The 25749-nt window shown below is 70.3% G+C and carries 27 protein-coding genes and 1 pseudogene; 16 read left to right on the top strand and 12 right to left on the bottom strand.

Annotated elements, in window-relative coordinates; all coding sequences use genetic code 11:
• Window positions 1–26: 26 nt before the first annotated feature.
• From LRS14_RS15465 to LRS14_RS15490, 6 genes and pseudogenes are all read left to right on the top strand, one after another.
• Window positions 27–1325, top strand: a complete 1299-nt coding sequence (locus LRS14_RS15465) for an HD-GYP domain-containing protein (protein ID WP_046110931.1) — start codon at window positions 27–29, stop codon at window positions 1323–1325.
• 380 nt (window positions 1326–1705) lie between these two features.
• Window positions 1706–3405 (top strand): annotated as a pseudogene (locus tag LRS14_RS15470) (putative bifunctional diguanylate cyclase/phosphodiesterase).
• Window positions 3406–3493: 88 nt separating this feature from the next.
• On the top strand, window positions 3494–4750 hold the full coding sequence (locus tag LRS14_RS15475; RefSeq protein ID WP_257800080.1) for a class I SAM-dependent methyltransferase: 1257 nt from the start codon (window positions 3494–3496) through the stop codon (window positions 4748–4750).
• Window positions 4747–5076, top strand: a complete 330-nt coding sequence (locus LRS14_RS15480) for a DUF1840 domain-containing protein (RefSeq protein ID WP_046110933.1) — start codon at window positions 4747–4749, stop codon at window positions 5074–5076. Before LRS14_RS15475 ends, LRS14_RS15480 begins: the two co-directional genes overlap by 4 nt.
• A 28-nt stretch (window positions 5077–5104) precedes the next feature.
• Complete coding sequence (locus tag LRS14_RS15485; RefSeq protein ID WP_257800081.1) at window positions 5105–5737, top strand: YbhB/YbcL family Raf kinase inhibitor-like protein; 633 nt, start codon at window positions 5105–5107, stop codon at window positions 5735–5737.
• Window positions 5734–6375 (top strand): histidine phosphatase family protein, encoded by a 642-nt coding sequence (locus LRS14_RS15490; protein WP_257800082.1) that lies wholly within the window; start codon window positions 5734–5736, stop codon window positions 6373–6375. Before LRS14_RS15485 ends, LRS14_RS15490 begins: the two co-directional genes overlap by 4 nt.
• Here the strand turns inward: LRS14_RS15490 and LRS14_RS15495 are convergent.
• The 7 genes from LRS14_RS15495 to ruvB form a co-directional block, all read right to left on the bottom strand.
• Window positions 6372–8933 carry a pilus assembly protein gene (locus LRS14_RS15495; protein WP_257800083.1) on the bottom strand — a complete coding sequence of 854 codons (2562 nt, stop codon included), beginning with the start codon at window positions 8931–8933 and terminating at the stop codon, window positions 6372–6374. The two genes, LRS14_RS15490 and LRS14_RS15495, sit on opposite strands and share 4 nt — an antisense overlap.
• A 695-nt stretch (window positions 8934–9628) precedes the next feature.
• Entirely contained in the window at window positions 9629–10219 is a 591-nt protein-coding gene (locus LRS14_RS15500) for a PilX N-terminal domain-containing pilus assembly protein (RefSeq protein ID WP_257800084.1), read from the bottom strand.
• Complete coding sequence (locus LRS14_RS15505; RefSeq protein WP_257800085.1) at window positions 10216–11322, bottom strand: PilW family protein; 1107 nt, start codon at window positions 11320–11322, stop codon at window positions 10216–10218. Before LRS14_RS15505 ends, LRS14_RS15500 begins: the two co-directional genes overlap by 4 nt.
• On the bottom strand, window positions 11300–11785 hold the full coding sequence (locus tag LRS14_RS15510; protein WP_157039395.1) for a pilus assembly protein PilV: 486 nt from the start codon (window positions 11783–11785) through the stop codon (window positions 11300–11302). The genes LRS14_RS15505 and LRS14_RS15510 overlap by 23 nt, the downstream gene beginning before the upstream one ends.
• The gene (locus LRS14_RS15515) at window positions 11755–12261 is read right to left on the bottom strand and encodes a GspH/FimT family pseudopilin (protein WP_257800086.1); all 507 of its coding nucleotides are present in this window, start codon (window positions 12259–12261) and stop codon (window positions 11755–11757) included. The genes LRS14_RS15510 and LRS14_RS15515 overlap by 31 nt, the downstream gene beginning before the upstream one ends.
• The gene (locus LRS14_RS15520) at window positions 12249–12671 is read right to left on the bottom strand and encodes a prepilin-type N-terminal cleavage/methylation domain-containing protein (RefSeq protein WP_046110940.1); all 423 of its coding nucleotides are present in this window, start codon (window positions 12669–12671) and stop codon (window positions 12249–12251) included. Before LRS14_RS15520 ends, LRS14_RS15515 begins: the two co-directional genes overlap by 13 nt.
• Before the next feature lie 216 nt (window positions 12672–12887).
• Window positions 12888–13958 carry a Holliday junction branch migration DNA helicase RuvB gene (ruvB, locus tag LRS14_RS15530; protein ID WP_046110941.1) on the bottom strand — a complete coding sequence of 357 codons (1071 nt, stop codon included), beginning with the start codon at window positions 13956–13958 and terminating at the stop codon, window positions 12888–12890.
• Between the two features lie 42 nt (window positions 13959–14000).
• On the opposite strand from ruvB, the gene LRS14_RS15535 reads away from it, so the two are divergent.
• The 4 genes from LRS14_RS15535 to LRS14_RS15550 all read left to right on the top strand — a co-directional run bounded on the left by LRS14_RS15535 (window position 14001) and on the right by LRS14_RS15550 (window position 17807).
• Window positions 14001–14381, top strand: coding sequence for a DUF2946 domain-containing protein (locus tag LRS14_RS15535; RefSeq protein ID WP_052736015.1), 381 nt, complete (start codon window positions 14001–14003; stop codon window positions 14379–14381).
• A 115-nt stretch (window positions 14382–14496) separates the two neighbouring features.
• Window positions 14497–16752 (top strand): TonB-dependent receptor, encoded by a 2256-nt coding sequence (locus LRS14_RS15540; protein WP_257800087.1) that lies wholly within the window; start codon window positions 14497–14499, stop codon window positions 16750–16752.
• A 10-nt stretch (window positions 16753–16762) separates the two neighbouring features.
• Window positions 16763–17293, top strand: coding sequence for a YcnI family protein (locus LRS14_RS15545; protein WP_257800088.1), 531 nt, complete (start codon window positions 16763–16765; stop codon window positions 17291–17293).
• 37 nt (window positions 17294–17330) lie between these two features.
• Window positions 17331–17807: a copper chaperone PCu(A)C gene (locus LRS14_RS15550; protein ID WP_046110942.1), complete on the top strand. Its 477-nt coding sequence runs from the start codon at window positions 17331–17333 to the stop codon at window positions 17805–17807.
• A 15-nt stretch (window positions 17808–17822) separates the two neighbouring features.
• On the opposite strand, the gene LRS14_RS15555 is transcribed toward LRS14_RS15550, so the two are convergent.
• Window positions 17823–18269, bottom strand: a complete 447-nt coding sequence (locus tag LRS14_RS15555; RefSeq protein WP_257800089.1) for a PACE efflux transporter — start codon at window positions 18267–18269, stop codon at window positions 17823–17825.
• A 66-nt stretch (window positions 18270–18335) separates the two neighbouring features.
• Here LRS14_RS15555 and LRS14_RS15560 point away from each other — a divergent pair, with 66 nt between their 5' ends.
• On the top strand, window positions 18336–19247 hold the full coding sequence (locus LRS14_RS15560; RefSeq protein WP_257800090.1) for a LysR family transcriptional regulator: 912 nt from the start codon (window positions 18336–18338) through the stop codon (window positions 19245–19247).
• Here the strand turns inward: LRS14_RS15560 and ruvA are convergent.
• The 3 genes from ruvA to LRS14_RS30305 are packed head-to-tail and all read right to left on the bottom strand — an operon-like array spanning window position 19219 to window position 21270.
• The gene (ruvA, locus tag LRS14_RS15565) at window positions 19219–19791 is read right to left on the bottom strand and encodes a Holliday junction branch migration protein RuvA (RefSeq protein ID WP_257800091.1); all 573 of its coding nucleotides are present in this window, start codon (window positions 19789–19791) and stop codon (window positions 19219–19221) included. The two genes, LRS14_RS15560 and ruvA, sit on opposite strands and share 29 nt — an antisense overlap.
• 24 nt (window positions 19792–19815) lie before the next feature.
• On the bottom strand, window positions 19816–20466 hold the full coding sequence (embR, locus tag LRS14_RS15570; protein ID WP_046110945.1) for a response regulator transcription factor EmbR: 651 nt from the start codon (window positions 20464–20466) through the stop codon (window positions 19816–19818).
• Window positions 20467–20511: 45 nt separating this feature from the next.
• The gene (locus tag LRS14_RS30305; protein WP_310740837.1) at window positions 20512–21270 is read right to left on the bottom strand and encodes an ATP-binding protein; all 759 of its coding nucleotides are present in this window, start codon (window positions 21268–21270) and stop codon (window positions 20512–20514) included.
• Window positions 21271–21290: 20 nt separating this feature from the next.
• Between LRS14_RS30305 and LRS14_RS30310 the strand changes: the two genes are divergently transcribed.
• From LRS14_RS30310 to ybeY, 4 genes are all read left to right on the top strand, one after another.
• Window positions 21291–21569 (top strand): hypothetical protein, encoded by a 279-nt coding sequence (locus LRS14_RS30310; RefSeq protein ID WP_310740838.1) that lies wholly within the window; start codon window positions 21291–21293, stop codon window positions 21567–21569.
• 152 nt (window positions 21570–21721) lie between these two features.
• Window positions 21722–22246: a hypothetical protein gene (locus tag LRS14_RS30315; RefSeq protein WP_310740839.1), complete on the top strand. Its 525-nt coding sequence runs from the start codon at window positions 21722–21724 to the stop codon at window positions 22244–22246.
• A gap of 265 nt (window positions 22247–22511) precedes the next feature.
• Window positions 22512–23531 (top strand): PhoH family protein, encoded by a 1020-nt coding sequence (locus LRS14_RS15580; protein ID WP_257800092.1) that lies wholly within the window; start codon window positions 22512–22514, stop codon window positions 23529–23531.
• Between the two features lie 2 nt (window positions 23532–23533).
• On the top strand, window positions 23534–23977 hold the full coding sequence (gene ybeY, locus LRS14_RS15585) for an rRNA maturation RNase YbeY (protein WP_046111209.1): 444 nt from the start codon (window positions 23534–23536) through the stop codon (window positions 23975–23977).
• 27 nt (window positions 23978–24004) lie between these two features.
• Here ybeY and hemB read toward each other — a convergent pair whose 3' ends face one another.
• Window positions 24005–25024, bottom strand: coding sequence for a porphobilinogen synthase (gene hemB, locus LRS14_RS15590; protein ID WP_375136374.1), 1020 nt, complete (start codon window positions 25022–25024; stop codon window positions 24005–24007).
• Between the two features lie 295 nt (window positions 25025–25319).
• On the opposite strand from hemB, the gene LRS14_RS15595 reads away from it, so the two are divergent.
• A complete protein-coding gene (locus LRS14_RS15595) occupies window positions 25320–25748 on the top strand; it encodes a CopD family protein (RefSeq protein WP_046110948.1) in 429 nt (142 codons plus the stop codon).
• The last annotated feature ends 1 nt before the right edge of the window (window position 25749 follow it).

The raw sequence follows: 25749 nt of genomic DNA on the forward strand, positions 1-25749 counted from the left end.
TAACAACTCTGTCAGTGCCGTAGCCCATGTCCGCCGCCACCATCGACGTCAGTGAACTGCGCATCGGGATGTTCGTGCACCTCGACCTCGGCTGGATGTCGCACCCCTTTCCCCTGAGTAGCTTCCGCATCGGGGACAACGAGCAGATCGCCACCATCCGCAGCCTGGGCCTCACGCGCGTGCGCTGGAGCCCCGAGCGAAGCGACCCCGCGCAATCTGCGCCGCTGGACTCCCAGGCCGGCGAGGCCGACGTCACCCAGGCCGAGAGCCCCGAGCAGGCCGAGCGTCGGCGCCGCCGGCTGGCGCTGGCCCTGCAGCGTGAAGCCATGCTGCAGTGCGAGCGCCAGTACGCCGAGGCCCTGAAGTCCTGGCGCACCGCCACCGGCATGGTGCTCAGCGACCCCACGGGCGCGCGCGAGCGGGCCGAGGCCTTCACCCAGGCGCTGGTGCAGAAGATGCTGGCCAACCGCGAGCTGTCGATCCGCCTGCTGACGGAGACGGCCGGCGACCGCGCCGCCGCCCATTCGCTCAATGTCAGCGTGATCGCGCTGCTGATGGGCAAGCTGTTCGGCCTGTCGGAGGTGGACATGCACGACCTGGGCATGGGCGCGCTGCTGCACGACATCGGCAAGGTGGAGCTGCCCTCGCGCGTGCGCCACCTGGAGGACCACTTCACCAGCGCCGAGACGCAGGTGTACCGGGAGCATGTGTCGCACGGCGTGACCATCGGCCGCAAGATGGGCCTGACGCCCGGCGCGCTGCTGGCCATCGCCCAGCACCATGAGCAGGCCGACGGCAGCGGCTTTCCGCAGCGGCTGAACATGGACCGCATGACCACCGCGGCGCGCATCGTGTCGCTGGTCAACCGCTACGACAACCTGTGCAACCCGGTCTCCCCGGCGCGGGCGCTGACGCCGCACGAGGCGCTGTCGCTGATGTTCGCGCAGGGCAAGCACAAGTTCGACGCGACGATGCTCAATGCCTTCATCCGCATGATGGGCGTGTACCCGCCGGGCTCGGTAGTGCAGCTGACCGACGAGCGTTACGCCATCGTGGTGGCGGTGAACTCGGCGCGGCCGCTCAAGCCGCGGGTGCTGGTGCACGACAGCGGCACCCCGCGCGACGAGGCGCTGCACATCAACCTGGAGGCGGAGCCCGCGCTGGGCATCCGCCGCAGCCTGAAGGCCGGCCAGCTGCCGGCCGCGGCGATGGAATACCTGGCGCCGCGCCAGCGCATCACCTACTACTTCGAGCCCGTGCCCCAGTCGGAGATGGAGTTTCCCGAGCGGGAAGACGAACTCGCCGACCAAGGGTCGGCCGAGTGAGCATGCGGGCGCTGGCCATGCAAGCGGCTCCCGGCGAAGGCCCGCTGTCGCGCCAGACGCTCGCGCTGGTGGACGCGCTGTGGGAGCCTGCCTGGCTGGTGGACGCGCACACGCTGCGCGTGTTGGCCATCAATGCGCCGGCGCTGGCGTTGCTGGGCCGCACGCGGGCCGACGTGGTGGGCCAGCTGGCGGAAGCCCTGCTGGACACGCCGGAGGACCTGGCCTTCTGGGCCGGCCTGCAGGGCCCCGGCGGCGACACCGAGCTGCTCTCGCGCACCCTGCTGCTGCAGGCCGACGGCCAGCCGCTGCACGTGGAGCGCCGCATCCACCGGGTGGACCTGCCCGGCGAGCCGGGGCTGCTGGTGGTCTCGCTGCGCGACATGACGCCCGAGCGCCGCGCGCTGGACGAGCGCGACACGCTGATCGCCGAGCTGCGCGCCACGCTGGAATCCACCGCCGACGGCTTGCTGGTCACCGACCTGGACGGCCGCATCCGCGCCTTCAACCGCCGCTTCACCCAGCTGTGGCGGCTGCCCGACCACCTGGCGGGCGGCCAGGACGAGGCGGTGTACGCCTGGATGCTGGACAACGTGCAGGAGCCCGAGCCCTACCAGCGGCAGCTGCAGGCCATCGAGCGCGGCGCGCTGGTGCCCGCCACCGACCGCATCGTGCTGCGCAGCGGCCAGGTGCTGGAGCGGGTGATGCACACGCAATGGAGCCGCGGCCGGCCCATCGGCCGCGTCTGGTCGTTCCGCGACCTCAGCGAGCGCCTGGCCGCCGACCAGCGCATCGAGACGCTGTCCACCATCGACACCCTGACCGGCGTGCCCAACCGGCGCCAGCTGACGCAGAAGCTGGCCGCCGCCATCGCCGAGGCGCAGCGCCGCCACGGCCGGTTGGCGCTGCTGCTGCTGGACGTGGATGCGTTCAAGCAGATCAACGACAGCCTGGGCCAGGGTATCGGCGACCGGGTGCTGGTGGAGGTGTCGCAGCGCATCCGTCATGCGCTGCGCGGCGGCGACCTGGTGGGCCGCGTCGGCGGCGACCAGTTCGCGGTGCTGGTGCACCATGCCGGCGCCGAGGCGGCCGAGCATGCGGCCCGCCGCGTGCTGCGCGCCACCGAGGCGCCCTACGAAATCGAAGGCGCGCAGTTCACGCTCACCTGCAGCATCGGCGTGGCGCTGTTCCCCGACGCCGCCGACAGCGCGCACGACCTGCTGCGCCGCGCCGAGACCGCGATGCAGGCGGCCAAGGCCGGCGGGCGCGCCGGCTTCCGCTTTCATCACGCCAACACGCATGACGACGAAGTGCGCAAGCGCGTGCGGCTGGACCACGCCATGCGCCAGGCGCTGGCGCAGCAGCGCTTCCGGCTGCACTACCAGCCGCAGCTGGACCTGGCCAGCGGCCGCGTGGTGGGCACCGAGGCACTGATCCGCTGGAAGGACGCGCACTACGGCGACATCTCCCCGGCGAGTTCATCCCGGTGGCCGAGGCCAGCGGCTTCATCGTGCAGATCGGCGACTGGGTGCTGGGCGAGGCGGTGGCTCAGGCCGCGCAGTGGCACCGTGCCGGGCGGGTGCTGCCGGTGTCCATCAACGTGTCGGCGCTGCAGTTCCAGCAGTCGGGCTTCGTCACCCGCGTGTCGCGCGCGCTGGCGCAGGCCCAGCTGCCGCCGGCACTGCTGGAGCTGGAGCTGACGGAGAGCATCCTGGTGCGCGACGCCGCCGAGGCGCTGGAGCGGCTGCAGGCCCTGGCCGCCCTCGGCGTGCGGCTGGCCATCGACGACTTCGGCACCGGCTACTCCAGCCTGGCCTACCTCAAGCGCTTCCCGATCGATGCGCTGAAGATCGACCGCCGCTTCGTGCGCGGCCTGCCCGACGACGAGAGTGATGCCGCCATCGTGCGCGCCATCGTGCAGATGGCCCATGCCCTGGGCCTGCGCGTGGTGGCCGAGGGTGTGGAGCTGCCCGCCCAGCGGGACTTCCTGGCCGGCATCGGCTGCAACATGTACCAGGGCTTCCTGTTCGCGCCGGCGCTGGAACCGCAGGCCCTGCTGGAGCGGCTGCCGCCAACGCCCTGAACCGGTCGCGGCAGTCGCGGGCCGCTGCTGCAGGCCGCGGCATTTCTTCATAAAGTCTGCGCACGTGCAGTTTTTCTGAAGCACCGCGATGAATCCTCTGGAGAACGTCGTCGAAGCCAAGCTGGCCCGCCTGCCGGTGCCGCTGGCGGTCCACCTGCCGGGCGGGCGCCGCCTGGGGCCCGGGCAGGCCGCCCTCATCCTGCGTCTGAAGGAGCTGGGGCCGCTGAAGCACCTGGCCAGCGGCGAGATCGGCCGCGTGGCCGAGGACCACGTGAGAGGGCGGCTGGAGATCGAAGGCCGCCCGCGCGACGTGATGGCCGCCGCCGCCGAGCTGCTGGACACCGACCCCCGGCGCGCCGGTGCCCCGCCGCCCGGCCCGCTGGGCTGGTGGCATGGCTTGCTGCGACGCAGCCGCTCGCTGGCGCGCCACACGCCGCAGGCCGATGCCCGCCAGATCGAGTTCCACTACGACGTCTGCGACGACTTCTATGCGCTGTGGCTGGACGAGCGGCGCGTGTACTCCTGCGCCTATTACCGCGAAGCCGGCATGACGCTGGCGCAGGCGCAGGAAGCCAAGCTGGACCACATCTGCCGCAAGCTGATGCTGCAGCCCGGCGAGCGCTTCCTCGACATCGGCGCCGGCTGGGGCGGCCTGCTGCTGTGGGCGGCCGAGCACTATGGCGTGCAGGCCACCGGCATCACGCTGTCGCGCGACCAGCATGCGCACGTCAACCGGCTGATCGAGCAGCGCGGCCTGCAGGGCCAGGTGCACATGCAGCTGATGGACTACCGCGAGCTGCCGGAGGCACAGCCCTTCGACAAGATCTCCTCGGTGGGCATGTTCGAGCATGTGGGCCATGCGCAGCTGCCGGCGTACTTCGACAAGCTGTGGCGGCTGCTGCGCCCGGGCGGCCTGCTGATGAACCACGGCATCACCGCCGGCGGCACCCGCAACCACCAGCTGGGCGCGGGCATCGGCGAGTTTGTGGAGCGCTACATCTTCCCCGGTGGCGAACTGCAGCACGTCTCGCATGTGCTGAAGGTGATGGCCGACAGCGGGCTGGAGATGGTGGATGTGGAAAACCTGCGGCCGCACTACGCGCGCACGCTGTGGGCTTGGTCGGACGCGCTGGAGCAGCACCTGCCCGAGGCCCGCCGCCTGACCGACGAGCGCATCGTGCGCGCCTACCGGCTGTACCTGGCGGGCAGCGCGATGGCCTTCGAGCGCGGCTGGCTGTCGCTGCACCAGATGCTGGCCGCGCGCCCCGACGGGCAGATGGAGACGGGCACGATGCGCGGGGCACAATCGGCGTTCCCGTTCAATCGTGAGTACATCTACCGATGATCTACAAGTTCAAGTCCAAGGCGGCCAGCGACGTGATCATGATGGGCCCGAACGGGGACCAGGTGCTTCGCCTCATCGGCCGCGAGCCGTCGGCCAAGGGCATCCTGGAAGTGGCGGACATGCCCGCCGCCGTGGCCGCGCTGCGCGCCGCGGTGGAGGAGGAGGACGCCCGCCGGCAGGCCGCCGCCGAGCCCGACGCCGAGGCCGATGACACGCCGCGTGGCAGCCGCGAGGGCGTGGTCACGCTGCGCCAGCGCGCGTGGCCGCTGATCGAGATGATCGAGCGCAGCCAGCGGGCCGACGTGCCGGTGGTGTGGGGCCAATGAACACAGCCACAGCAAAGGGAGCGAGCACATGAAGATCTGGAGCGACAGCTGGTCCAACGGTGAACCGATTCCGCCGCGCCATGCCGCGGGCCGGCTCGAGGCCACCGGTGGCGTCGGTTTTTCCGACAACGTCAATCCGCACCTGGCCTGGAGCGACCTGCCGGACGGCACGCTGTCGCTGGCGCTGGTGTGCCACGACTTCGACGTGCCCAGCAGCGGCGAGGACGTGAACCAGGCCGACCGCGAGGTGCCCGCCGACCTGCCGCGCGTGGACTTCTTCCACTGGGTGCTGGTGGACCTGCCGCCTTCGCTCACGCAGATCGCCGAGGGCGAGTTCAGCAACGGCTTCACCGCCCGCGGCAAGCCGGGCCCGGCCACGCTCCACGGCGCGCGCCACGGCCTGAACGACTACACCGGCTGGTTTGCCGATAACGCCGAGATGGCCGGCCAGTACTTCGGCTACGACGGCCCGTTCCCGCCGTTCAATGATTCGCTGGTGCACCACTACGTGTTCACGCTGTATGCGCTGGACGTGGAGCGGCTGCCGGTGGAAGGCGCCTTCACCGGCCAGCAGGTGCGCGAAGCCATGGCGCCGCACGTGCTGGGCGAGGTGATGCATTCGGGCACCTACACGCTCAACAAGCGGCTGGTCGGACAGTGACCGAGCAGCGGGCCACGCGGCTGATCGCCATCCGGCATGGCGAGACCGACTGGAACGTCGGTGCCCGCATCCAGGGCCACACGGACATCGCGCTGAACGACAAGGGCCGCTGGCAGGCGGCGCAGCTGGCGCAGGCGCTGGCCGACGAACCGCTGGATGCGGTGTATGCCAGCGACCTGGGCCGCGCCTTCGACACCGCGCTGGCCTTTGCCGAGCCCAAGGGCCTGCCGGTGGTGGCCGACAGCGGCCTGCGCGAGCGGCAGTTCGGCTGCTTCGAAGGCCTCAGCTTCGACGAGATCGAGCAGCGCTGGCCCGACGAGGCGCGCCGCTGGCGCAAGCGCGAGCCCGGGTTCGGGCCCGAGGGCGGCGAGACGCTGGAACAGTTCTATGGCCGCATCGTGCAGACGGTGCAGCGGCTGGCGCTGCGCCATGCCGGCCAGAGCATCGCGCTGGTGTCGCACGGCGGCGTGCTGGATTGCCTGTACCGCGCTGCCACGCGGCTGGCGCTGGATGCGCCCCGCACCTGGCAGGTGGGCAATGCCAGCATCAACCGCCTGCTGCACACCGAAGGCGGCCTCACCCTGGTGGGCTGGAGCGACACCGGCCACCTCGACGGGGTGGCCCAGCCGCTGGCCTAGTTGTTGTCGCCGCGGCGGATCTGCCGCCAGGCGTTCTTGCGGTTGTCCACGCCGAAGTTCAGCGGCACTTCCTGAGGCGGCTCGGGCGAGGTGCCGTCGCCGCGCTGGAACTGCGCCACGATGCGGTCGCCCAGGTCGCCGCTGGTGCGCAGCAGCGTCACGCCGGAAGACGAGGTCTGGCCCAGGCTCATCGCCGCGAAGTTCATGCCCTTGACGTTCAGGCCGGTCAGCACGTCCAGCACGAACAGGGTGGAGTTGCCCGAGCACTCCGACACCAGCGTCTTGTTGGCCACGAAGCTCACCGCGCCGAAGGCGATGGTGGGATCGGTGGTCACCTGGAGGTTGCCGGGGATGTCCACGTACCAGCCGCGTGACGATGTCCAGGTGAAGCTGCTGCCCACCGCGTCCACCGTGCCGTCGGACTGCGTCTGCAGCGTGCGCTGGGTGAGGCCGGCGCGCGCGTCGGCCAGTTCGGCGCCTTCCTTGATGGCGTAGAAGGTCTCGGCCGACGCGCGGCCGAAGTCGCTGGAGCCGAGCATGCGGCCGGTGCCCACCAGCACGATGCGGTCGCTGCCGTTGAACATGATCTCCGGCGCGGTGGTCACCGGCTGGGCGATGCTGTTCTTCAGCAGCTTGGCCAGCCGCACGGCGGTCTTGGCTTCCAGGTCGAAGTGCCAGACGTTGCCCTGCAGGTCGCCGCCATACACATGGACGGACTTGCCGTCGCCTTCCACTGCGGCATTGATCTGGGCCAGGCCCAGGTCGCCTGTGCCGCCGCCATCGGCGACGAAGGTGTGCAGCAGGGCGCCGTTGTCGGCATTGACCATGTACATGCGGCCCTTGCCGTCGGTGCTGCCGTTGTAGCCCTGCGTGAAGAGCACCACGGTGCCGTACGACCTGGTTTCCACCAGCAGCGGCCGGCCCAGCGACTGGCCCAGCACGAAGTCGCCACCATGGCCGATGTCCCACAGCACCTTGCTGGCCAGGCCCGTCTCCGTCAGGTCGCGCGGCTCGCTCACGTCGATGGCGTAGTAGCCCGCGCCGCCTGAGCCCAGGCCGGCCACCAGGTAGCGCTTGCCGGCCACGGTGCGAATGGTGGGCGTGCCGTCCAGCAGCGTCTCGAAGTAGTAGTTGAGCCGGGCCGTCCTGGCCATGTTGGGCAGCACGCTGCCGGGCACGTAGGCCCACAGCTCGTCGCCGGTCTCGCTGTCGAAGGCATGCATCATCCCTTCGCCCGAGGCGGCGAACACCACCTTCGGCGCGGTGGAGACCACCGGCTTGGCCGACAGCACCGGGCCGATCAGCGCTCCCCGCGTGCGGTACTTGGTGCCTTCGCCGGTGCGGTCGCCGCGCAGGTAGGCGGTCAGGCCGGCGCCATCGGTGGCCGACAGCGTGGCGCCCACGTTGTCTGCCGTGAATGCCTTGCGCACGCCGCCCACGCTGGTCGCGATCACGCGTGGCCGGTCGGCCGGCCGCACGGCCAGGCGCTGCGCGGCGGACCAGGTCGGCGTGGCGGTGATGGAGCCGGTGTTGGTGTTGATGGCATTGGCGGTGATGTCGCCGGTCCAGATGGACGAGGTGTACTTGCCCAGGTAGGCCTTGCCGTCGCCGCGCGCCAGGTTCACCGTGTTCACCGACACGTCGGACTGCGCGCCCAGCTGGTTCAGCATGTCGTTCAGGCCCTGCTGGATGGCGCGCGCCGCCTGCGTCGGGTCGTCGGCCTTGTACATCTGGCCGCGGCCGTTGATGGTGGCGTGCCACAGGTCGTCGATGGCGCTGGGCGTGTCCGGCTGCGGATCGGGCCAGGTGAAGGTGGTGGTGAACGGATCGGTGATGCTGGGCCAGACCGTGCCCTTCACACCCAGCGTGATGACGTAGGTGTTCATGTGCAGGTTGGGATTGCGGTCGGGGTTGGCCACCGCCTGGTTGGCCAGCGGCACGCGGCCGCTGGACAACGGGTAGCCGGCGCCGGAGGTGGGGCGGTTGTTGCGCAGGTCCAGCGTGTAGTAGGCCAGCGCCACGTCGGCGATGGAGTTGGCCTTGGTGGGCGCGAACGGGAAGCCGGTGCCGTAGGTGGCCTTGTCGTAGGCCGGGGGCGCGGCGGTGTCGTTGGCAAAGCCGTCGGTCACCACGAAGGCGTTGTTGCGCTGGCAGGAGTACTGGATGGCGTTGGGGCTGGTCTTGTACTGCTCGCCGATGTATTTCAGCGCCGTGGCCGTGGGCGTGCCGCTGTCCGCCGGGTTGGTGTAGAAGCTGCCCGCCACGCGGCGGCGGTTGGCCGCGTCGTCGGTGGCGTCGCTGTCGTACATGGACACGTTGCCGCTGCGCCGGTTGAAGGCCATCACGCCCACGCGCATGCCGGTCAGGTTGTCCAGCACGCTGCCCATGGCGCCGGCCAGCATCAGCTTGCGCTTGCGGTAGTAGCTCCACCAGTTGGCGAAGTTCTGCAGCGCGGCGGCATGGCTGGCGTCGTCCGCGTAGTTGGCGCGCTTGATCTCCACCTTGCGCAGCATGCGGTCGTCGGGTGCCTTCACGCAGCTGGCGTTCCAGTCCGTCACCGCATTCCAGGCGGGGGGTGGTTCCGGGGCAGCTGGGGTCCACCACCCAGTAGGTGGCGGGGTAGTAGGTGGTGGCGACGTTGGCCGAGTTGTTGCCCACCGTGCCGTTCGGCCGCAGCATGCCGGTGCGGTAGTAGATCGTGGCCGTCTGGTCGGCGGTGAGGTCCATCGTCACCGAGGCGGGCAGCGCAGGATGCGACTTGGCGGCCGTGGGCGAGGCGTTTGCGTAGGTCTGTAGCGCGCCGTCGTGGTAGGCCGGCTTCCACGGCTCGTAGGTGATGGCCGGGTTGTAGTACAGCGGGTTGAAGGCGCTGGAGCGCATCACCGCGAACTGCGGCGAAGGCGGCACGGCGCGGCCCAGGGATTCGTCGTCGTAGAACTGCTTGGCACCGATGCCCGTTCCGTTCGGGAACAGGTAGCTCATGTAGTAGTCGCCCTTGGCCAGGAAGGCGCCGCTGCTCCAGTAGGTCTTGTTGCCCAGGTTCCAGTTCAGGATGCCGTTGTAGGCACTGATCAGGATCTCCCAGTCCATCGAGCCGGAATCGTCCATGCCGAACATGACGTTGGGCTTGACGTTCAGGTCCGCCTTGAGCGGGCGCTTGGCCACGTCGGTGGCATGCGAGGCCACGCCAAGGAGCAGGCCGGCCAGCGCGGTGCAGGCGACGGCAAAACGGGCAAGGGGCTTCATGGAAGTCTCACTTCTTGGTGACCAGCGCTTGCACGAAGGTGGCCACGTCGTCCCGGCCATCGCGGCCCAGGAAGGTCACGCGGGTGGTGATGCGGAATTGGCGGCCGGCCGGCGGGTCGTAGCCGGTGTCCTCCTGTTTGGAGGCAGCAGCGCTTTGCGGTGCGTCGGCCTGCCGCAGCAGGCATTGGCGCTGTGGTTCGGTGATGGCGGTGGTGCTGCACTGGCGGTCCACGAAGTAGCGCACGCTGAACTCGTTGTTGGCCCCCACGCGCACCTCGGGCGCGGCGGCCCAGTCGATGTCCAGCGGCACGCCGTCGGCGTCGGTGGCACGCAGCTGCGCCGCATACCAGGTGCCGATGTCGGCATCGGTGTTGGCCAGGGCCGCCACCCGCTGGAAGGCGGTGTTGATGCCCACCTCGGAAGCCTGCACCGCGCGTTCCTTGAAGGAGACGTTGCCCGCCACCAGCGTGCCCACCTCGCTCATCCGCGCCATCGACAGGCCGCCCAGCAGCATCACCAGCAGCAGCACCAGCACCACGATCAGCGTGACGCCCTGCTGGCGCCGCGGCCGGTGGCCGGCGGAAGGTGCGCGCCTCATGGCAGCCCCACGATGTAGTTGCGCAGCGGGATCACCAGGTCGCTGCTGCGGTAGCGATAGCACTGCCAGGAGGTGGTGCCGACGTTGGCCGGCGTGAACGTGTCCGCGTCGTCTTCGAACAGCCGAAGCGAGTTGGTCGTGGTGGCCTCGCAGCCACCGCTGCCCTTGGGCATCTCCGGTTGCGGGCTGCGGGTGACCAGCGTCACGCGCAGCGCACGCACGCGCGCCAGGTCCGTCGCTCGCGGCTGGCCCCAGGTGCCCCCGCCGGGGGCGGCGGCGGTGGGCGCCACCCAGTCGGTGATCGCCTTGTCGGTGAGTGTGGTGCCCACGATGCCGATGCGCACCCGCAGGGCCACCACGTTGCGCACCAGTACGGCGGTGGCGTCGTCGCCGGTCCGCATCGGCAGCTCGAGCTGCAGGTTGCCGTTGACCACGCGGTACCGGTGCCATTGCACGCCGCCCAGCAACGATGCCCGCGAGCCGATCGGATACAGCGCGGGATTGGTGATGGCGGGACCCTGGTTGTGGGTGGCGTCGGCACCGAAGGTCAGCCGCTGCGGCGTGGTGGCCGTGGAATTGGCCACGGCGGTGACGGTGCGCACGGTGCAGGGCGCGCCGGGCTCCTTCGGGGCCAGCAGCACCGCATCGTTCACGGCCGCCGGCAGGTAGCTCTGCAGCTCGGCCGCGCCGAGGTTGGAGGCCGTCTGCAGCGCCACGTTGGCGCCGCCGGCCACGGCAGTGGCGTACAGGAAGTCGAACTGGTCGTTGCCGTTGGCGCGGGTGATGGACACCGGCGAGAACACCGCCTGGTCCAGCACCGTGGTGCCCACGCGCAGGTTCAGGCCGTTGCACATGTAGATGCCGTTGCCGAAGAAGCCGAGGCCGGCCTGGGCCGCGTCCTCCTTCAGCGAGGCCAGCGTGGTGGCACTGCTGACCACGGCGCTGCCGGCATTCAGGCCCTGGCGCTGCATGGCGCCGAACACCATCGCGCTGCTGCTGGCGGCCAGGCCGACCAGCAGCGAGATGACGATGCCGATCATCAGCTCGACGATGGACAGGCCGCGCTGGGCGGCGCGGCGATCAGAGCGGCGTCGGGCGAACATCGGTCACCACCTCCACGGCAGGGGAAACGGAATCGGCCTCACCCAGCTCCTGCTGCAGCTTGCCGGTCCAGGTCAGGCGGATGGTCAGCCGGCCGGTGTTCGCGTCGTAGACCGACGTGGCCGTGGGCGCGCCCGGCAACGTGGCCAGCGCGCGGGTGCGCCAGTTGGTGGCGGACTGCCGGCCGGTCGGGCTGCCGCAGGCGCCCACGGCGGGCAGCGTGTAGCAGGGGGCATTGGCGGCGGTGTCGATCTGCGCCAGGTTGGCCAGCTGGTCGGCCATGGCCAGGGCCTGCAGCCGCACCTGCCCGTCGGTGCCGGCCTTCACCACCTTGGCCTGGAAGCGCGACATGCCGAGCAGGCCGAACACCAGCACCACCATGGCGATGAGCGCCTCCAGCATGCCGAAGCCGCGCGCCTGCCGGCGCCGCGGGCTCAGTTGCCGCAGTTGGTCTGGTCTGCGCATAACCGCACCGAGCCGCCGGCCTCGACCACCAGGCCCGGGCAGCGGACGTCCGCCGAGCAGGTGAGGCCGCTCTTGCCGAAGTTGAAGGTCTGCCTGGTGCCGGTGGGCCAGGTGCGGCCTTCGCTGCCGAAGTCCACCATGGTGACGCTGGCCAACCGTATGCCGTCGGGCAGGATCGTCGTGCGCAGCACGGTGCCTTCGGCCGCGGCGGCCAGGCCCACGCGGTCGATCACCTGCACGGTGCTGCCGTCGATCACCAGCCGCACGCGGCCGTTGCGCTTGATGGCTTCGCTCTGCGCATACAGCGCGCTGCTGAGAGCGGTGTTGCCCGCTTCGCGCAGGCGCGAGTTGTTCAGGTAGTCGCCCAGGAAGGGCAGGCCGGCCATCATCAGGATGCCGCTGATGGCTACGGTGACCATCAGCTCGACCAGCGTCAACCCGCGCTGGGCTGCGCTGCAGTGAGTCAGCTGTCGCATGTGGTGCCCTTGGTGGTCCAGCAGGTGGTGTTGGCGCCCTTGGGGTGGGCGGTGGTGGCGCGCGTGCCGGCCTGGTTGACGGTGTAGGTGTAGCCAGCCATCGGGCCGGTGCCGGTGGCGGTGGCGGTGAAGCCGTTGGTGCCGTTCAGTGCGCAGGTGACGGTGAAGTTGGCGATCGTCGGATTCGTCGCCCCGCAGACGCCCGGCGCACCGGCGTAGCTGCCGGTGTCCTGGAAGCGCTGCTCCAGCCGCACCTGCAGGGCGGACAGCGCATCCAGCGCCGGCGGCACGCGCGAGCGCATCACGTAGCTGTTGTAGGCGGGCAAGGCCACGGCCGACAGGATGGCCACGATGGCCACGGCCACCATCAGTTCGATCAGGGTGAAGCCGTGCTGGCGGTGCGAAGGCATGCGGAAGTTCCTGGAGTGGGCGTGGACGCCGGTGCGGCTCTCGCCGCGTTCGATCCAGGTTTCGGTGCGCCCTGCCGCAACTTGAGCGGGCGGTCGGGCAGCGCGGATCAACGGCAGCGGACGGCCGACGAGCGGCACGCCGCCATCCTCGCGCGAGGCGGCGGTCTGCAGTCGATGGAACAGGCGGGCCGGGCGCCCGCTGTTCTCGGCCGGCGCTCAGGTGCCGCTGAACAGGTCGGCGCCGCCGTTGGCCGGCGGGGCCACGCCCAGGTGGCGGTAGGCGGCCAGCGTGGCGATGCGCCCGCGCGGCGTGCGCTGCAGGTAGCCCTGCTGGATGAGGTAGGGCTCGATCACGTCCTCGATCGTGCCGCTTTCCTCGCCGATGGCCGCGGCCACGTTGTCCAGGCCCACCGGGCCGCCGTCGAAGCGGTGCACCACGGCTTCCAGCAGCTTGCGGTCCATCACGTCCAGGCCGTGCGGGTCGACGTCCAGCATGGCCAGCGCCAGGTCGGCGATGGGCTTGTCGATGCGGCCGCTGCCCTTCACGTCGGCATAGTCGCGCACCCGGCGCAGCAGCCGGTTGGCGATGCGCGGCGTGCCGCGCGAGCGGCGGGCGATCTCGGCGGCGCCGGCCGCGTCGATCGGCGCATTCAGCAGCCCGGCCGAGCGGTGCACGATGCGCGCGAGCTCCTCCGGCGTGTAGAACTCCAGCCGCGCCACGATGCCGAAGCGGTCGCGCAGCGGGTTGGTGAGCATGCCGGCGCGGGTGGTGGCGCCCACCAGCGTGAAGGGCTGCAGGTCGAGCTTGATCGAGCGGGCGGCCGGGCCCTCGCCGATCATGATGTCGATCTGGTAGTCCTCCAGCGCGGGATACAGGATTTCCTCCACCACCGGCGACAGGCGGTGGATCTCGTCGATGAACAGGACGTCGTTCTTCTCGAGGTTGGTGAGGATGGCCGCCAAGTCCTTGGGCTTTTCCAGCACCGGGCCCGAGGTCTGGCGCAGGTTCACGCCGAGCTCGGCCGCGATGATGTGGCTGAGCGTGGTCTTGCCCAGGCCGGGCGGGCCGAACAGCAGCACATGGTCCAGCGCCTCCGAGCGCTTCTTGGCCGCGCCAATGAAGATCTCCAGCTGCTCGCGGGCCTTGGCCTGGCCCACGTATTCGGCCAGGCCCTTGGGCCGCAGCGCCCGCTCGATCGCCTCCTCGTTCGGCGACGACGGCGCGGCGCTCACCACGCGGCGCGAGGGCAGGGCGGCGGCGCCGAAGTCGTCGGTCTGGATGCTCATGGCCCATTATCCCCAGCGGCCTTGATCTAACATCGCTGCCCCGTGATCACCGCCTTCCGCCTTCACCTGCTGCGCCGCTCGGCCTGGCTCGCGCTTGCCGCGATGCTGTGGCTGTCGCTGGTGCCCACGGTGTCGCAGGCGGTGGCCGCAGTGCAGGGCCCGCAGCCGTGGACGCAGATCTGCTCGGCCAGCGGCTTCAAGGCCGCGCCGGGCAGCCCTTCCGAGGCGGCCGACCACCTGATGGCGCATTGCCCGTTCTGCGCGCTGTCGCAGCTCGGCCATGCCCTGCCGCCGGCGCCGCCGGTGGCCGTCTTCCTGCCGGACGAGCGCGCGCACGAGCTGCCGCGCCTGTTCCTGCAGGCGCCGCACACGCTGCATGCGTGGCGGCATGCGCTGTCGCGCGGCCCACCTTCCTTCGCCTGAACCCGCACCGCCCGTGCGCCGCCGCCGCGCCTGAGTGCGCGCTGCCGGCCCGCGTTTGCGCCAGCCCGCGTGCGCCTTGCCGCGGCGCCTGGCATGCGTTCAGGAGTCCGCTTTCGTGAAGAAGAAGATGCAAAGGGCCGCGCTGGGTGCGCTGGCCTTGTCGTGCCCCGCCTGGGGCCAGGCGGCGGAGGCCGCCATCGTGGAAGTGGTGGGCGGCCGTCCCAGCTCGCTGCCCACCCACCTGCCCACCACCATCGAGGGCATCACCGCGGCCGAGATCGCCGAGAAGATCAACGCCACCGACAGCGAGGATGCGCTGAAGTACCTGCCCAGCCTGCTGGTGCGCAAGCGCTACATCGGCGACTACAACCATGCGGTGTTGTCCAGCCGCGCCTCGGGCACCGGCAACAGCGCGCGCTCGATGGTGTTCGCCGACGGCATCCTGCTGTCCAACTACCTGGGCAACGGCGCGCAGTTCACGCCGCGCTGGGGCCTGGTGCAGCCGGAGGAGATCGAGCGGGTGGACGTGCTCTACGGCCCGTTCTCGGCTGCCTATCCGGGCAACTCGGTGGGCGCGGTGGTCGACTACGTCACCCGCATGCCGACGCGGTTCGAGGCGCATGCCAAGGTGGGCGTGTTCAGCCAGCCCTTCGACCTGTACGGCACGCACGAGACCTACACCGGCTGGCAGACCAGTGCCTCGCTTGGCAGCCGCAGCGGTGCCTGGTCGTGGTGGCTGTCGGCCAGCCGGATGGACAGCGAAGGCCAGCCGCTCACCTTCCCGACCCGGCTGCTCTCGCAGGGCGGCAGCACCGCCACCGCCATGCCGGTGACCGGCGCGGTGGCCGGCCGCGACAAGAGCGGCCAGCCCTGGTGGCTGCTGGGCAGCGCCACGCAATACCGCACCCAGCAGGACCAGGCCAAGCTCAAGCTGGCCTACGACGTCGCGCCCGGCCTGCGGGCCACCTACGTGGCCGGGCTGTGGCGAAATCAGGCGGTGGGCCAGTCGCAGAGTGACCTGCGCGACGCCGCGGGCAACCCGATGTATGCCGGCACCGTGGCCATCGATGGCCGCAGCTACACGCTGGCCGCCAGCGACTTCAACCAGAGCCGCGACCGCCTGCAGCACCTGATGCAGGGCCTGACGCTGCAGCAGCGCACCGGCGGCGCCTTCGACTGGCGGCTGGCCGCCAGCGGGTATGCCTACCAGCAGGACCGGCAGCGCGCGCCCACCGTCGCCAAGCCCGCGGCCGATGCGGGTGGTGCCGGCCGCCTCACCGACCTGGAAGGCACCGGCTGGGACACGCTGTCGCTCGATGCCATCTGGCGGCCGGGCGGCGCGCACCAGTGGGAATTCGGGCTGCAGCAGGCGCAGCACCGCTGGCGCCAGGCGATCGACAACACCGAGGACTGGATCGACGGCGGCGCCACCACTCCGTCCAGCGGCTTTGCCGGCAACACCCGGCTGCGCAGTGCCTACCTGCAGGACGCATGGACGATCGCGCCGCAGTGGAAGGCCTTGGTCGGCGCCCGCTTCGAGCACTGGCGGGCCTGGGGCGGCGAGAAGACCGTGGGCAGCGGCGCGCCGGTGCACTTCGACGAGCGCAGCGAGCACGCCACCTCGCCCAAGCTGGCGCTGGGCTGGCAGCCTTCGGCCGACTGGTCGCTCAGGCTGGCCACCGGCCGCGCGGTGCGCTTTCCGACCGTGGGCGAGCTGTTCCAGGGCACGCCAGCCGACACACCGGCCGTCAACAACCCGGACCTGAAGCCCGAGCGCTCATGGACCACCGAGCTGGCTTCCACCTGGAGCCTGGGCCTGCACCGCGTGCGCGCCTCGGTCTTCCATGAAAGCACGCGCGATGCGCTGTATTCGCAGGCCATCGCCGGCACGCAGCCGTTGGTCAGCAGCACGCAGAACGTCGGCCGCATCCGCACCCGCGGCGTCGAAGCCGTGTTCGAGGGCACCGACGTTCTGGCCAAGGGTTTCGACCTGCTGGCCAGCCTGACCTTCGCCGACTCTCGCATCCTGCGCAACGACGGCTTCGCCGCCAGCGTGGGCAAGCTGCAGCCGCGGGTGCCACGCTGGCGCGGCAGCCTGCTGGCCACCTGGCGGCCGGGCGAGCGCTGGTCCACCAGCCTGGGCGCGCGCTACGGCAGCACCCAGTACGGCACGCTGGACAACAGCGACGGCCACGGCATGGCCTACCAGGGCTTCTCGCGCTACTTCACCACCGACCTGCGGCTGCGCTATGCGATCAGCAAGCAGTGGTCGGCGGCCATCGGCATCGACAACCTGAACAACGCCGAGTACTGGAACTTCCATCCCTATCCGCAACGCACCTACAGCGCCGAGCTGAAGTTCGACCTTTGAAAGCCGCCCCATGACGATGAAGACCACCCTGCTGCTGGCCGCCACCGCCGCCCTGCTGAGCACCACCGCCGCCCACGCCCATGTGGTGCTGGACCAGCCGGCCGCGCTGGCCGGCAGCACCTACAAGGCCACCCTGCGCATCGGCCACGGCTGCGATGGCCGCGCCACCACGCTGGTGCGGGTGTTCGTGCCCGAGGCGATGCGCGGCGTGCGGCCGATGCCCAAGGCCGGCTGGACCTTGCAGGCACCCAAGGTGCCGCTGGCCCAGCCCTACGACAGCCACGGCAAGCGCATCACCGAAGGCGTGCGCGAGATCACCTGGGAGGGCGGCCCGCTGCCCGACGCCTGGGCCGACGAGTTCTCGTTCGTCGCCCAGCTGCCCAGCCAGCCCGGCCCGCTGCCGATCAAGGTGCTGCAGCAGTGCGGCAGCGAGGGCCGGCACGAATGGTTCGACATCGCCGTGCCCGGCGACAAGCCGCCGCGCTCACCCGCCCCGGTGCTGGAGGTGCTGCCCGGCGACGGCAGCGGCCACCAGCACTGAACCGATCACACCCCGCCAATCCACAGGAGAACACCTCATGAACCTCAAGACCCGACTCGCCGCTGCCGCCCTGCTCGTGGCCACCACCGCCACCGCCTGGGCCCAGGTGCCGAAGGTGCCGAAGGTGCAGGACGCCTGGGCCCGGCCCACCGTGCAGGGCCAGAAGGCCGGCGGCGGCTTCCTGCGCATCGACAGCCCCGCCGCCGACCGCCTGCTGGGCGGCAGCACGCCGGTGGCCGGCCGGGTGGAGCTGCACAGCATGAAGATGGAAGGCGACGTGATGCGCATGCGCGAGGTGGAGGCCATCGAGCTGCCCGCGGGCCAGCCGGTGGCGCTGCAGCCCGGCGGCCTGCACCTGATGCTGATGGAGCTGAAGTCGCCGCTGAAGAACGGCGACCGCTTCCCGCTGACGTTGAAGTTCGAGAAGGCGGGTGAGCTGCAGGTGGAGGTGCAGGTGCGCACCCAGGCGCCGGGCGGTGCCGCCACCCCGGCGGGTGGCGTGCACAAGCACTGACGGCCGCCAGGCCCGTCAGCCCTGCGTGGCGGCCTGCGGCGCCGGTGCCGCCGAAGCCGGCAGGCCGAACACCCGGTCGAAGCCCCAGTTGAAAACGAAGGTGTAGACCAGGAAGAACAGCACGAAGCCCAGGTCGGCCACCAGGGCCTCCCACAGGCTGATGTCCAGCCACCAGGCGAAGGCGGGCACCAGCAGCGCCACCAGGCCGCCTTCGAAGCCGATGGCATGGGCCACCCGGCGCTTCAGGCTGCGGCCTTTCACGGCCTGCCGGGCCTCCCACATCTCGAACAGGTGGGTGAAGGTGAGGTTCCACACCACCGCGATGGCGGAGCTGATGACCGCCAGTGCGCCGGAGTGGCCCAGGCCTTGCCCGAAGATGAGCGCCACCGCGCCGGTGACGATGGCGATGGCGATGAGTTCATACAGCGTGATGAACACGATCCGGCGTTTGATTCCTTGCATGCGCGGCACTTTACGTGTGAACCGCTGACACTTAAAGTCAACTTCCTTCAGCTTGGCTGATAGATCATGGCTTTCAACGCCGACAACGTGCCCGTCTTCCTGGCGGTGCTGGACCACGGCTCCTTTTCCGCGGCCGCCCGCTCGCTCGGCCGCGTGCCGTCGGCGGTGAGCATGGCCATGGCCAACCTGGAGGCGGAGCTGGGCCTGGTGCTGTTCGACCGCAGCGGACGCGAGCCGCGGCCGACCGAGGCCGCCCGCTCGCTCGCTCCGCAGGCCCGTGCGCTGGCGGCGCAGACGCGGCAGTTGCAGGCGCATGCGCTGGCGCTCTCGCAGGGCTTGGAGACCCGGCTCACGCTGGCCATCGCGCCGGAGCTGCTCACCGCGCCGTGGAGTCGCGCGCTGCAGGGCCTGGCGCAGGACTATCCGCTGCTGGAAGTGGAGGTGCTGGCCGCGCCGCAGGCCGACGCGCTGGCCATGCTGCACAGCGGCCGCGCGCAGCTGGCGCTGGTGTTCGAGCGGCCCAGCCTGGACGGCCGCGAGGGTTTCGAGGAAATCGACGCCGAAACCATGGTGCTGGTGATGGCGCCCGGCCACCCGGTGCTGCAGGCCATGCCGCCCGGCGACAAGCTGTGCGAGCACCACCTGATCGACACCCGGCAGATCGTGGTCAGCGGCCGCGACCCGGGCCAGGGCGACAGCCGCTTCGAGTTCGCCCGTCATCGCTGGCGCACCGACAACGCATTGGCCGCGCTCAGCCTCATCCTGTCGGGCGTGGGCTTCGGCTGGCTGCCGCGCAGCCTGGTGCAGCCGCACGTGACGGCGGGGCGGCTGGTGGAGATGTCGTTCGAGAACCTGTCGAACGGCAACACGCTGTGGGTGGACCTGGTGTGGTCGAAGGAGCGGCCGATGGGCCCGGCCGCGCGCCGCTTCGTGGAGCGGATGCGCGCGCCTAGGACAGCGACTTCAGCGCCAGCTTGATGCCTTCGCTCACGCCCACGTCGTTTGGCAGCTTCTTCAGCGCGGCGGCGGCCTCGCGCTCGTTGTAGCCCAGGGCCACCAGCGCCTGCTGGATGTCGACCTGCGCATCGTTCTGCGGCGCGGCCGCGGGCAGCGAGAGGTCGGGGCCCAGCTTGCCCTTGAGCTCCAGCAGCAGCCGCTCGGCCGTCTTCTTGCCGATGCCCGGCACCTTCACCAGCCGGCCCGCCTGCTGCTGGCTCACGGCCTGCGCCAGTTCATTGACCGACAGGCCCGACAGCACGGACAACGCCATGCGCGGCCCCACGCCGGTGATCTTCACCAGTTGGCGGAAGGTGGTGCGCTCCTCGGCGGTGAGGAAGCCGAAGAGGATCTGCGCGTCCTCGCGCACGATGAAGTGGGTGAGCAGGCTCACCTTCTCGCCCAGCCCGGGCAGGTTGAAGAACGTGCTCATCGGCACGTCCACCTCATAGCCGACGCCGTGCACATCGATCAGCACCTGCGGCGGCGTTTTTTCGGCGATGACGCCGGTGAGTCTTCCGATCATGGCCGGATTATCCCGGCCATGTGGTCATGATCTGCGGAAGAGGCCCAGGCGCTGGGCCTCGAGTGCGGCTTCGGCGCGCGAGCTCACGTTCAGCTTGCGGTAGATCTGCTTCACGTAGTCGGCGATCGTGTGGCGCGACAGGTTCAGCTGCACGCCGATCTCCGGCAGCGTGAAGCCCTTGGCCACGCGCAGCAGCACCTCGGTCTCGCGCTCTGTGAGCGACACATGCGGCATCAGGTCGGCCTGCGGCTTGGCCTGCTGCGCGAAGTGCGAGATGACGCGCCGCGCGATCGACGGCGACAGCGGCGGCTCGCCCTGGCTGATGCGCTGCAGCTGCTCGGTGATCAGCTCGCGCGGCTGCTCCTTCAGGATGTAGCCGTAGGCGCCGGCCTGCAGCGCGGGGAACAGGTGCTCGTCGTCGTCGTGGATGGTCACCACCACCGACTGCGCCTCGGGCTGCAGCTCGCGCAGCTTCTCCACCACGTCGCGGCCGGAGCCGTCGGGCAGGCCGAGGTCGATCAGCGCCAGGTCGAACTGCACCGCCTGCACCAGCGCGATGGCGTCGTGCACCCGCGCGCTCTCGGAGATCTGCGCGGTGGGAAAAACCTGCATCACCAGGGCCTTGAGCCAGGCGCGGATCTCCGGCAAATCTTCGAGCAGCAGGATCGTCTTCATGGCGGGGCCTTGAATGAAATGAAAAGTTATCGAACGCGCAGCCGGCTAACTTGAGCTGTGCGGCTCCAGCGGCAGCGTCAGGCGGATCACCGTGCCATAGCCCGGCCCGGATTCCACCAGGCATTGGCCCTGCAGTTGTTTCGCGCGGTGTTTCATGCTCGACATGCCGTGTCCTCGGTCCAGCCGGCCATCCAGCTCCAACGGTATGCCCTTGCCGTTGTCCTGGATGACGAACTGGAAGTCGCCCTCGGCGATGGTGCAGCGCACCTTGCACTGGCTGGCGCCGCTGTGCTTGATGATGTTGCTCACCGCCTCGCGCAGGATGCGGGTCGTCTGCACATAGGCGCGGGCCGACAGCATCTGCGGAATGTCGTCGGTGGGCGAGCTCCATTCGCCCTCCATGCCGGCCTGGCCCAGGCGTGAGACCACCTCGGCCCGCCAGTCGCCCAGTGCGTCGATCAGCCGTACCGCCTTGCCGGTGAGGCCGCGCACCGACAGCCGCATTTCCTCCAGCGCCTCGCGCGCCAGGGTGGAGATGCGCTCGTTGTCGCTGGTGTGCACGATGGTCAGCAGCTTGGCGCCCAGGTCGTCGTGCAGGTCGGCGGCGATGCGCTTGCGCTCGCGCTCGGTCACCTGCTCCACCCGCAGCTCGGCCAGCTGGGCGAAGTTGCGTTCGATCTCGGCGGTGGCCTCCTTCACCTTCTGCGCCAGCGTCTCGCGGCCTTCCTCGGCCACCTGCAGCGCGCGGCCGTGCTGGGATGTGAGCCGCAGGCCGGTGGCCACGAACACGATGGGAATCGCCATGTGCGAGATGAGCTGCCACGGTGGGCAGCGGGCCGCGCTGCTGCGCTATCTCCAGCGCGGCCAGCACCGCCGCGCCCACCAGCGCGATGCCGGCGGCCAGCATGCGCTGGCGGCGCGTGTGCCAGGCGTTCCACAGCAGCCAGCCCACCGCGGCCGCCACTTCCAGCAGCAGCAGCGCATACCAGAGCGTCGCCAGCGTGTGCAGCCGGTTGGCACCGCCGATCAGCAGCGTGGCCGGCACCACCGCGCACTGCGCATACAGCGCGGCGGTGACGCTGCGCGAGCGCGTGCCGGAGTAGCGCAGCACGAACTGCACGGCAGCCAGCGTCACCAGCGGCATGCAGCTCACCACCAGCAGCTCGGCGTCGTAGTTGGGCAGCGGCACGTTGCGCCACCAGAGCCGGGCCGTCACCGCCGCCCAGCCCAGCGACAGCGCGCCGAAATACGCCAGGTGGCGCTCCCGCGCATTCACCACGCCCAGCAGCAGGAGCATGCCGCCCAGCAGGGCCAGGGTGGCGCTCACCGCCTGCGGCAGCGAGACGTCGATGGCGTATTCGGTGGCATGCAACTGCGCAATGCGGTCGTAGGGGCCGACCTGCAGCGCCGAGAGCCCGCCCGCGCGCTGCCAGGAAGCCACCCGCTCCAGCGGATGGCCGGCCACCTTGATGTCCAGCAGGTTGTCGCGGTCGCGCAGCAGCGTGGCCGGCAGCGCCACCAGCTGCGGATGCTGGCAGTTGTGGGTGATGGGCTCGCGCATGCGGCCGGCCACGTGCAGCAGCTGGCCGTTGAGGTACACCTCCGCGTTGGAGCACACCCGCTCGATCATCAGGCCCAGCAGCGCGCCGCTGTCGCGCAGGCCGGGCGCATCGAAGGCGGTGCGGTACCACACCGGCCCCAGGTGGCCGGGGCGGGTCTCGGCCCAGTCGTCGGGCAAGGTCACCGGCCAGCTGGGCACGCTGACCGGAAACACCAGTGAATCGGATTCGGCCGTCAGCGCCTGCTTGAGGATGACCGTGTCCAGCCCGCCGGCCGCCGCCGGTGCGGTGGGCGCCGCGGCGGCGGCGAGCAGGCCGCCGGCCAGCCAGGCCAGCAGCACGAGCCGCAGGCCCGCCAGGTACTTCAGCGCGAAGGAAGGGGCTTGGGGCATGGAGCGCGGATTGTGCAGGAGCCATCCCCCGGTCCCGGGTACCGCAAGCGGCGCGACAATGTGAAGACATTCTCGAAACAGCAGGTCCCCCCTCTTGATCCTTCGCCACGCCTTCATTCCGCCCGACAACCAACGGCTGGCCAACCTGTGCGGCAACCTGGACGAGTACCTGCGCGCCATCGAGGCCGCGTTCGACGTGCGCATCGCCCGCCGCAACGAGTCGTTCCGGGTGGAGGGCGCCAGGGCGCCGGCCGAGCGGGCGGTGCTGCTGCTGCAGAACCTGTACGACCGGGCGCGCCGGCCCATTCCGCCGGAGAACTTCCAGCTGGCGCTGGCCCAGGCGGCGCAGGAAGCCGCGCCCGCGGCGAAGAAGCGCAGCTCGCGTGCCGCGGCCAACGGCAGCGGCGCCGATGGCGAGGCCGGCGAGCCCGCCCCCGGCGCGGGCGAGGTGGTGCTGCAGACGCGCCGTGCCGACCTGCAGGGCCGCACGCCCAACCAGCAGGTGTACCTGCGCAACATCCTCGACCACGACATCACCTTCGGCATCGGCCCGGCCGGCACGGGCAAGACCTTCCTGGCGGTGGCCTGCGCGGTGGATGCCCTGGAGCGCAGCCAGGTGCAGCGCATCGTGCTCACCCGCCCGGCGGTGGAGGCGGGCGAGCGCCTGGGCTTCCTGCCCGGCGACCTGACGCAGAAGGTGGACCCCTACCTGCGCCCGCTGTACGACGCGCTCTATGACCTGATGGGCTTCGACCGCGTGACCAAGGCCTTCGAGAAGGGCACGATCGAGATCGCGCCGCTGGCCTTCATGCGCGGCCGCACGCTCAACCATGCCTTCGTCATCCTGGACGAGGCGCAGAACACCACCAGCGAGCAGATGAAGATGTTCCTCACCCGCATCGGCTTCGGCGCCAAGGCGGTGGTGACGGGGGACGTGAGCCAGATCGACCTGCCCAAGGGCACCCTCAGCGGCCTGATCGAGGCCGAGCGGGTGCTGCGCCGGGTCAAGGGCATCGCCATCACGCGCTTCACCGCGGCCGACGTGGTGCGTCATCCGCTGGTGGCGCGCATCGTGGAGGCCTACGAGGCCGAAGGCGTGCGCGGCGGGGTGTGAGCGTGGCGGACGAACTGAGCCTGTCGCTGCAGCAGCCCGACGCGCGCCACCGCGCCCACCTGCCGCGCCGCCGCGTGATGCGCTGGCTGAAGGCCGCGCTCGACGGGCCGGCCGAGATCACCGTGCGCATCGTCGATGCCGAGGAAGGCCAGGCGCTGAACCGCGAGTACCGCCAGCGCGACTACGCCACCAACGTGCTCACGTTCGACTACCAGCATGAGCCGGTGGTGGTGGCCGACCTGGTGCTGTGCGCGCCGGTGGTGGAACGCGAGGCGCAGGAGATGGGCCTGCCGGTGGCCGACCACTATGCCCACCTGCTGGTGCACGGCGCCCTGCATGCGCAGGGCCACGACCACGAGCAAGACGACGAGGCCGAGGCCATGGAATCGCGCGAGCGCGAGATCCTCAAGGGCCTGGGGCTGCACGACCCCTACCCCGTGGGGTGATGCGGCCCAGGCCGGACCGATGCGGCTTCAGCGCTGCTTCAGCAGCCGCGCCGCTTCCAGCGCGAAGTAGGTCAGCACGCCATCGGCGCCGGCGCGCTTGAAGGCGAGCAGGGCTTCCATCATCGCGGCTTCGCCGTCCAGCCAGCCGTTCTGCGCGGCGGCCTTGAGCATCGCGTACTCGCCGCTGACCTGGTAGGCGAAGGTGGGCACGCGGAACTGGTCCTTCACCCGGCGCACGATGTCCAGGTACGGCATGCCGGGCTTCACCATCACCATGTCGGCGCCCTCGGCGATGTCCAGCGCCACCTCGCGCAGGGCCTCGTCGCTGTTGCCGGGGTCCATCTGGTAGACCTGCTTGTTGCTCTTGCCCAGGTTGGCCTTGCTGCCCACCGCGTCGCGGAAGGGGCCGTAGAAGGCGCTGGCGTACTTGGCGCTGTAGGCCATGATCCGCGTGTGGATCAGCCGCTGTTCCTCCAGCGTGCTGCGGATGGCGCCGATACGGCCGTCCATCATGTCGCTGGGCGCCACGATGTCCACGCCCGCCTGCGCCTGCACCAGCGCCTGCTGCGTCAGCACCGCCAGCGTCTCGTCGTTCAGGATGTAGCCGGTGTCGTCGAGCAGACCGTCCTGGCCGTGCGTGGTGAAGGGGTCCAGCGCCACGTCGGTCAGCAGGCCCAGCTCGGGGAAGCGGTCCTTCAGCGCCCGCACCACCCGCGGCACCAGGCCGTCGGGGTTGGTGGCCTCGCGGCCGTCGGGCGTCTTCAGGCCGACGTCGATCACCGGGAACAGCGCCATCACCGGCACGCCCAGCTTCACGCATTCCTCGGCCAGCGGATACAGCTTGTCGAGCGACAGCCGCTGCACGCCGGGCATGCTGGCCACGTCCTGCACCTGGTTCTGCCCGTCCAGCACGAACACCGGCAGGATCAGGTCCGACGTCGTCAGCTGGTGCTCGCGCACCATCGCGCGGGTGAAGGCATCGCGGCGCAGCCGGCGCGGGCGGCTGGCGGGGTAGGGCGGCAGGGGCGGCAGATGGAAGGCGCTCACGGCAGTTCTTTCTGCAGCCGCGGCGGCCGGGGCTGCTGGTTTGCCCTTGTACTCAGGCTGTAACAAAAGCTGTTTAAGAGGCTAAAATCACGGATGAATGGTAGCCGCAAGGTTGTCATTCCCTGCTTTTCCTCCCTGAGCAGGTGCCTTGTTGACCAGTTCAGCAGGGTTTTGCAGCCCCGGCCGGTCCGGGGCGCTTCTTTTTGTAGAGCCCCCAGCTCGCTGCGCTCGCGGCCCCCGGGGGCCTCCCCGCCCTTGGGGCGGCCCTGCGGGCGGTGCTGTCCATAATGGCCCGATGAGTTCCGCATACCTCTGGATCAAGGCCTTCCATCTCGTGTTCGTGGCCAGCTGGTTCGCCGGCCTGTTCTACCTGCCGCGCATCTTTGTCAACCTGGCCCAGGTGAGCGCCGACAGCCATGCCGAGCGCGAGCGCCTGCTGGTGATGGCGCGCCGGCTCTACCGCTTCATGACGGTGCTGGCCGTGCCGGCGCTGGTGCTGGGCCTGTGGTTGTGGCTGGGGTACGGCATCCAGGGCGGCTGGCTGCATGCCAAGCTGGCGCTGGTGCTGCTGGTGCTGGGCTACCACCACGCGTGCGGCCTGCTGCTGGGCAAGTTCGAGGCTTTCGCCAACAAGCACTCCGAGCGCTGGTTCCGCGTATTCAACGAAAGCGCGGTGATCCTGTTCATCGCCATCGTGGTGCTGGTCATCGTCAAGCCGTTCTGAC

This window comes from Aquincola sp. J276, assembly GCF_024700035.1.
In the GTDB taxonomy this organism is placed as follows: Bacteria; Pseudomonadota; Gammaproteobacteria; order Burkholderiales; family Burkholderiaceae_C; genus Aquincola; species Aquincola tertiaricarbonis.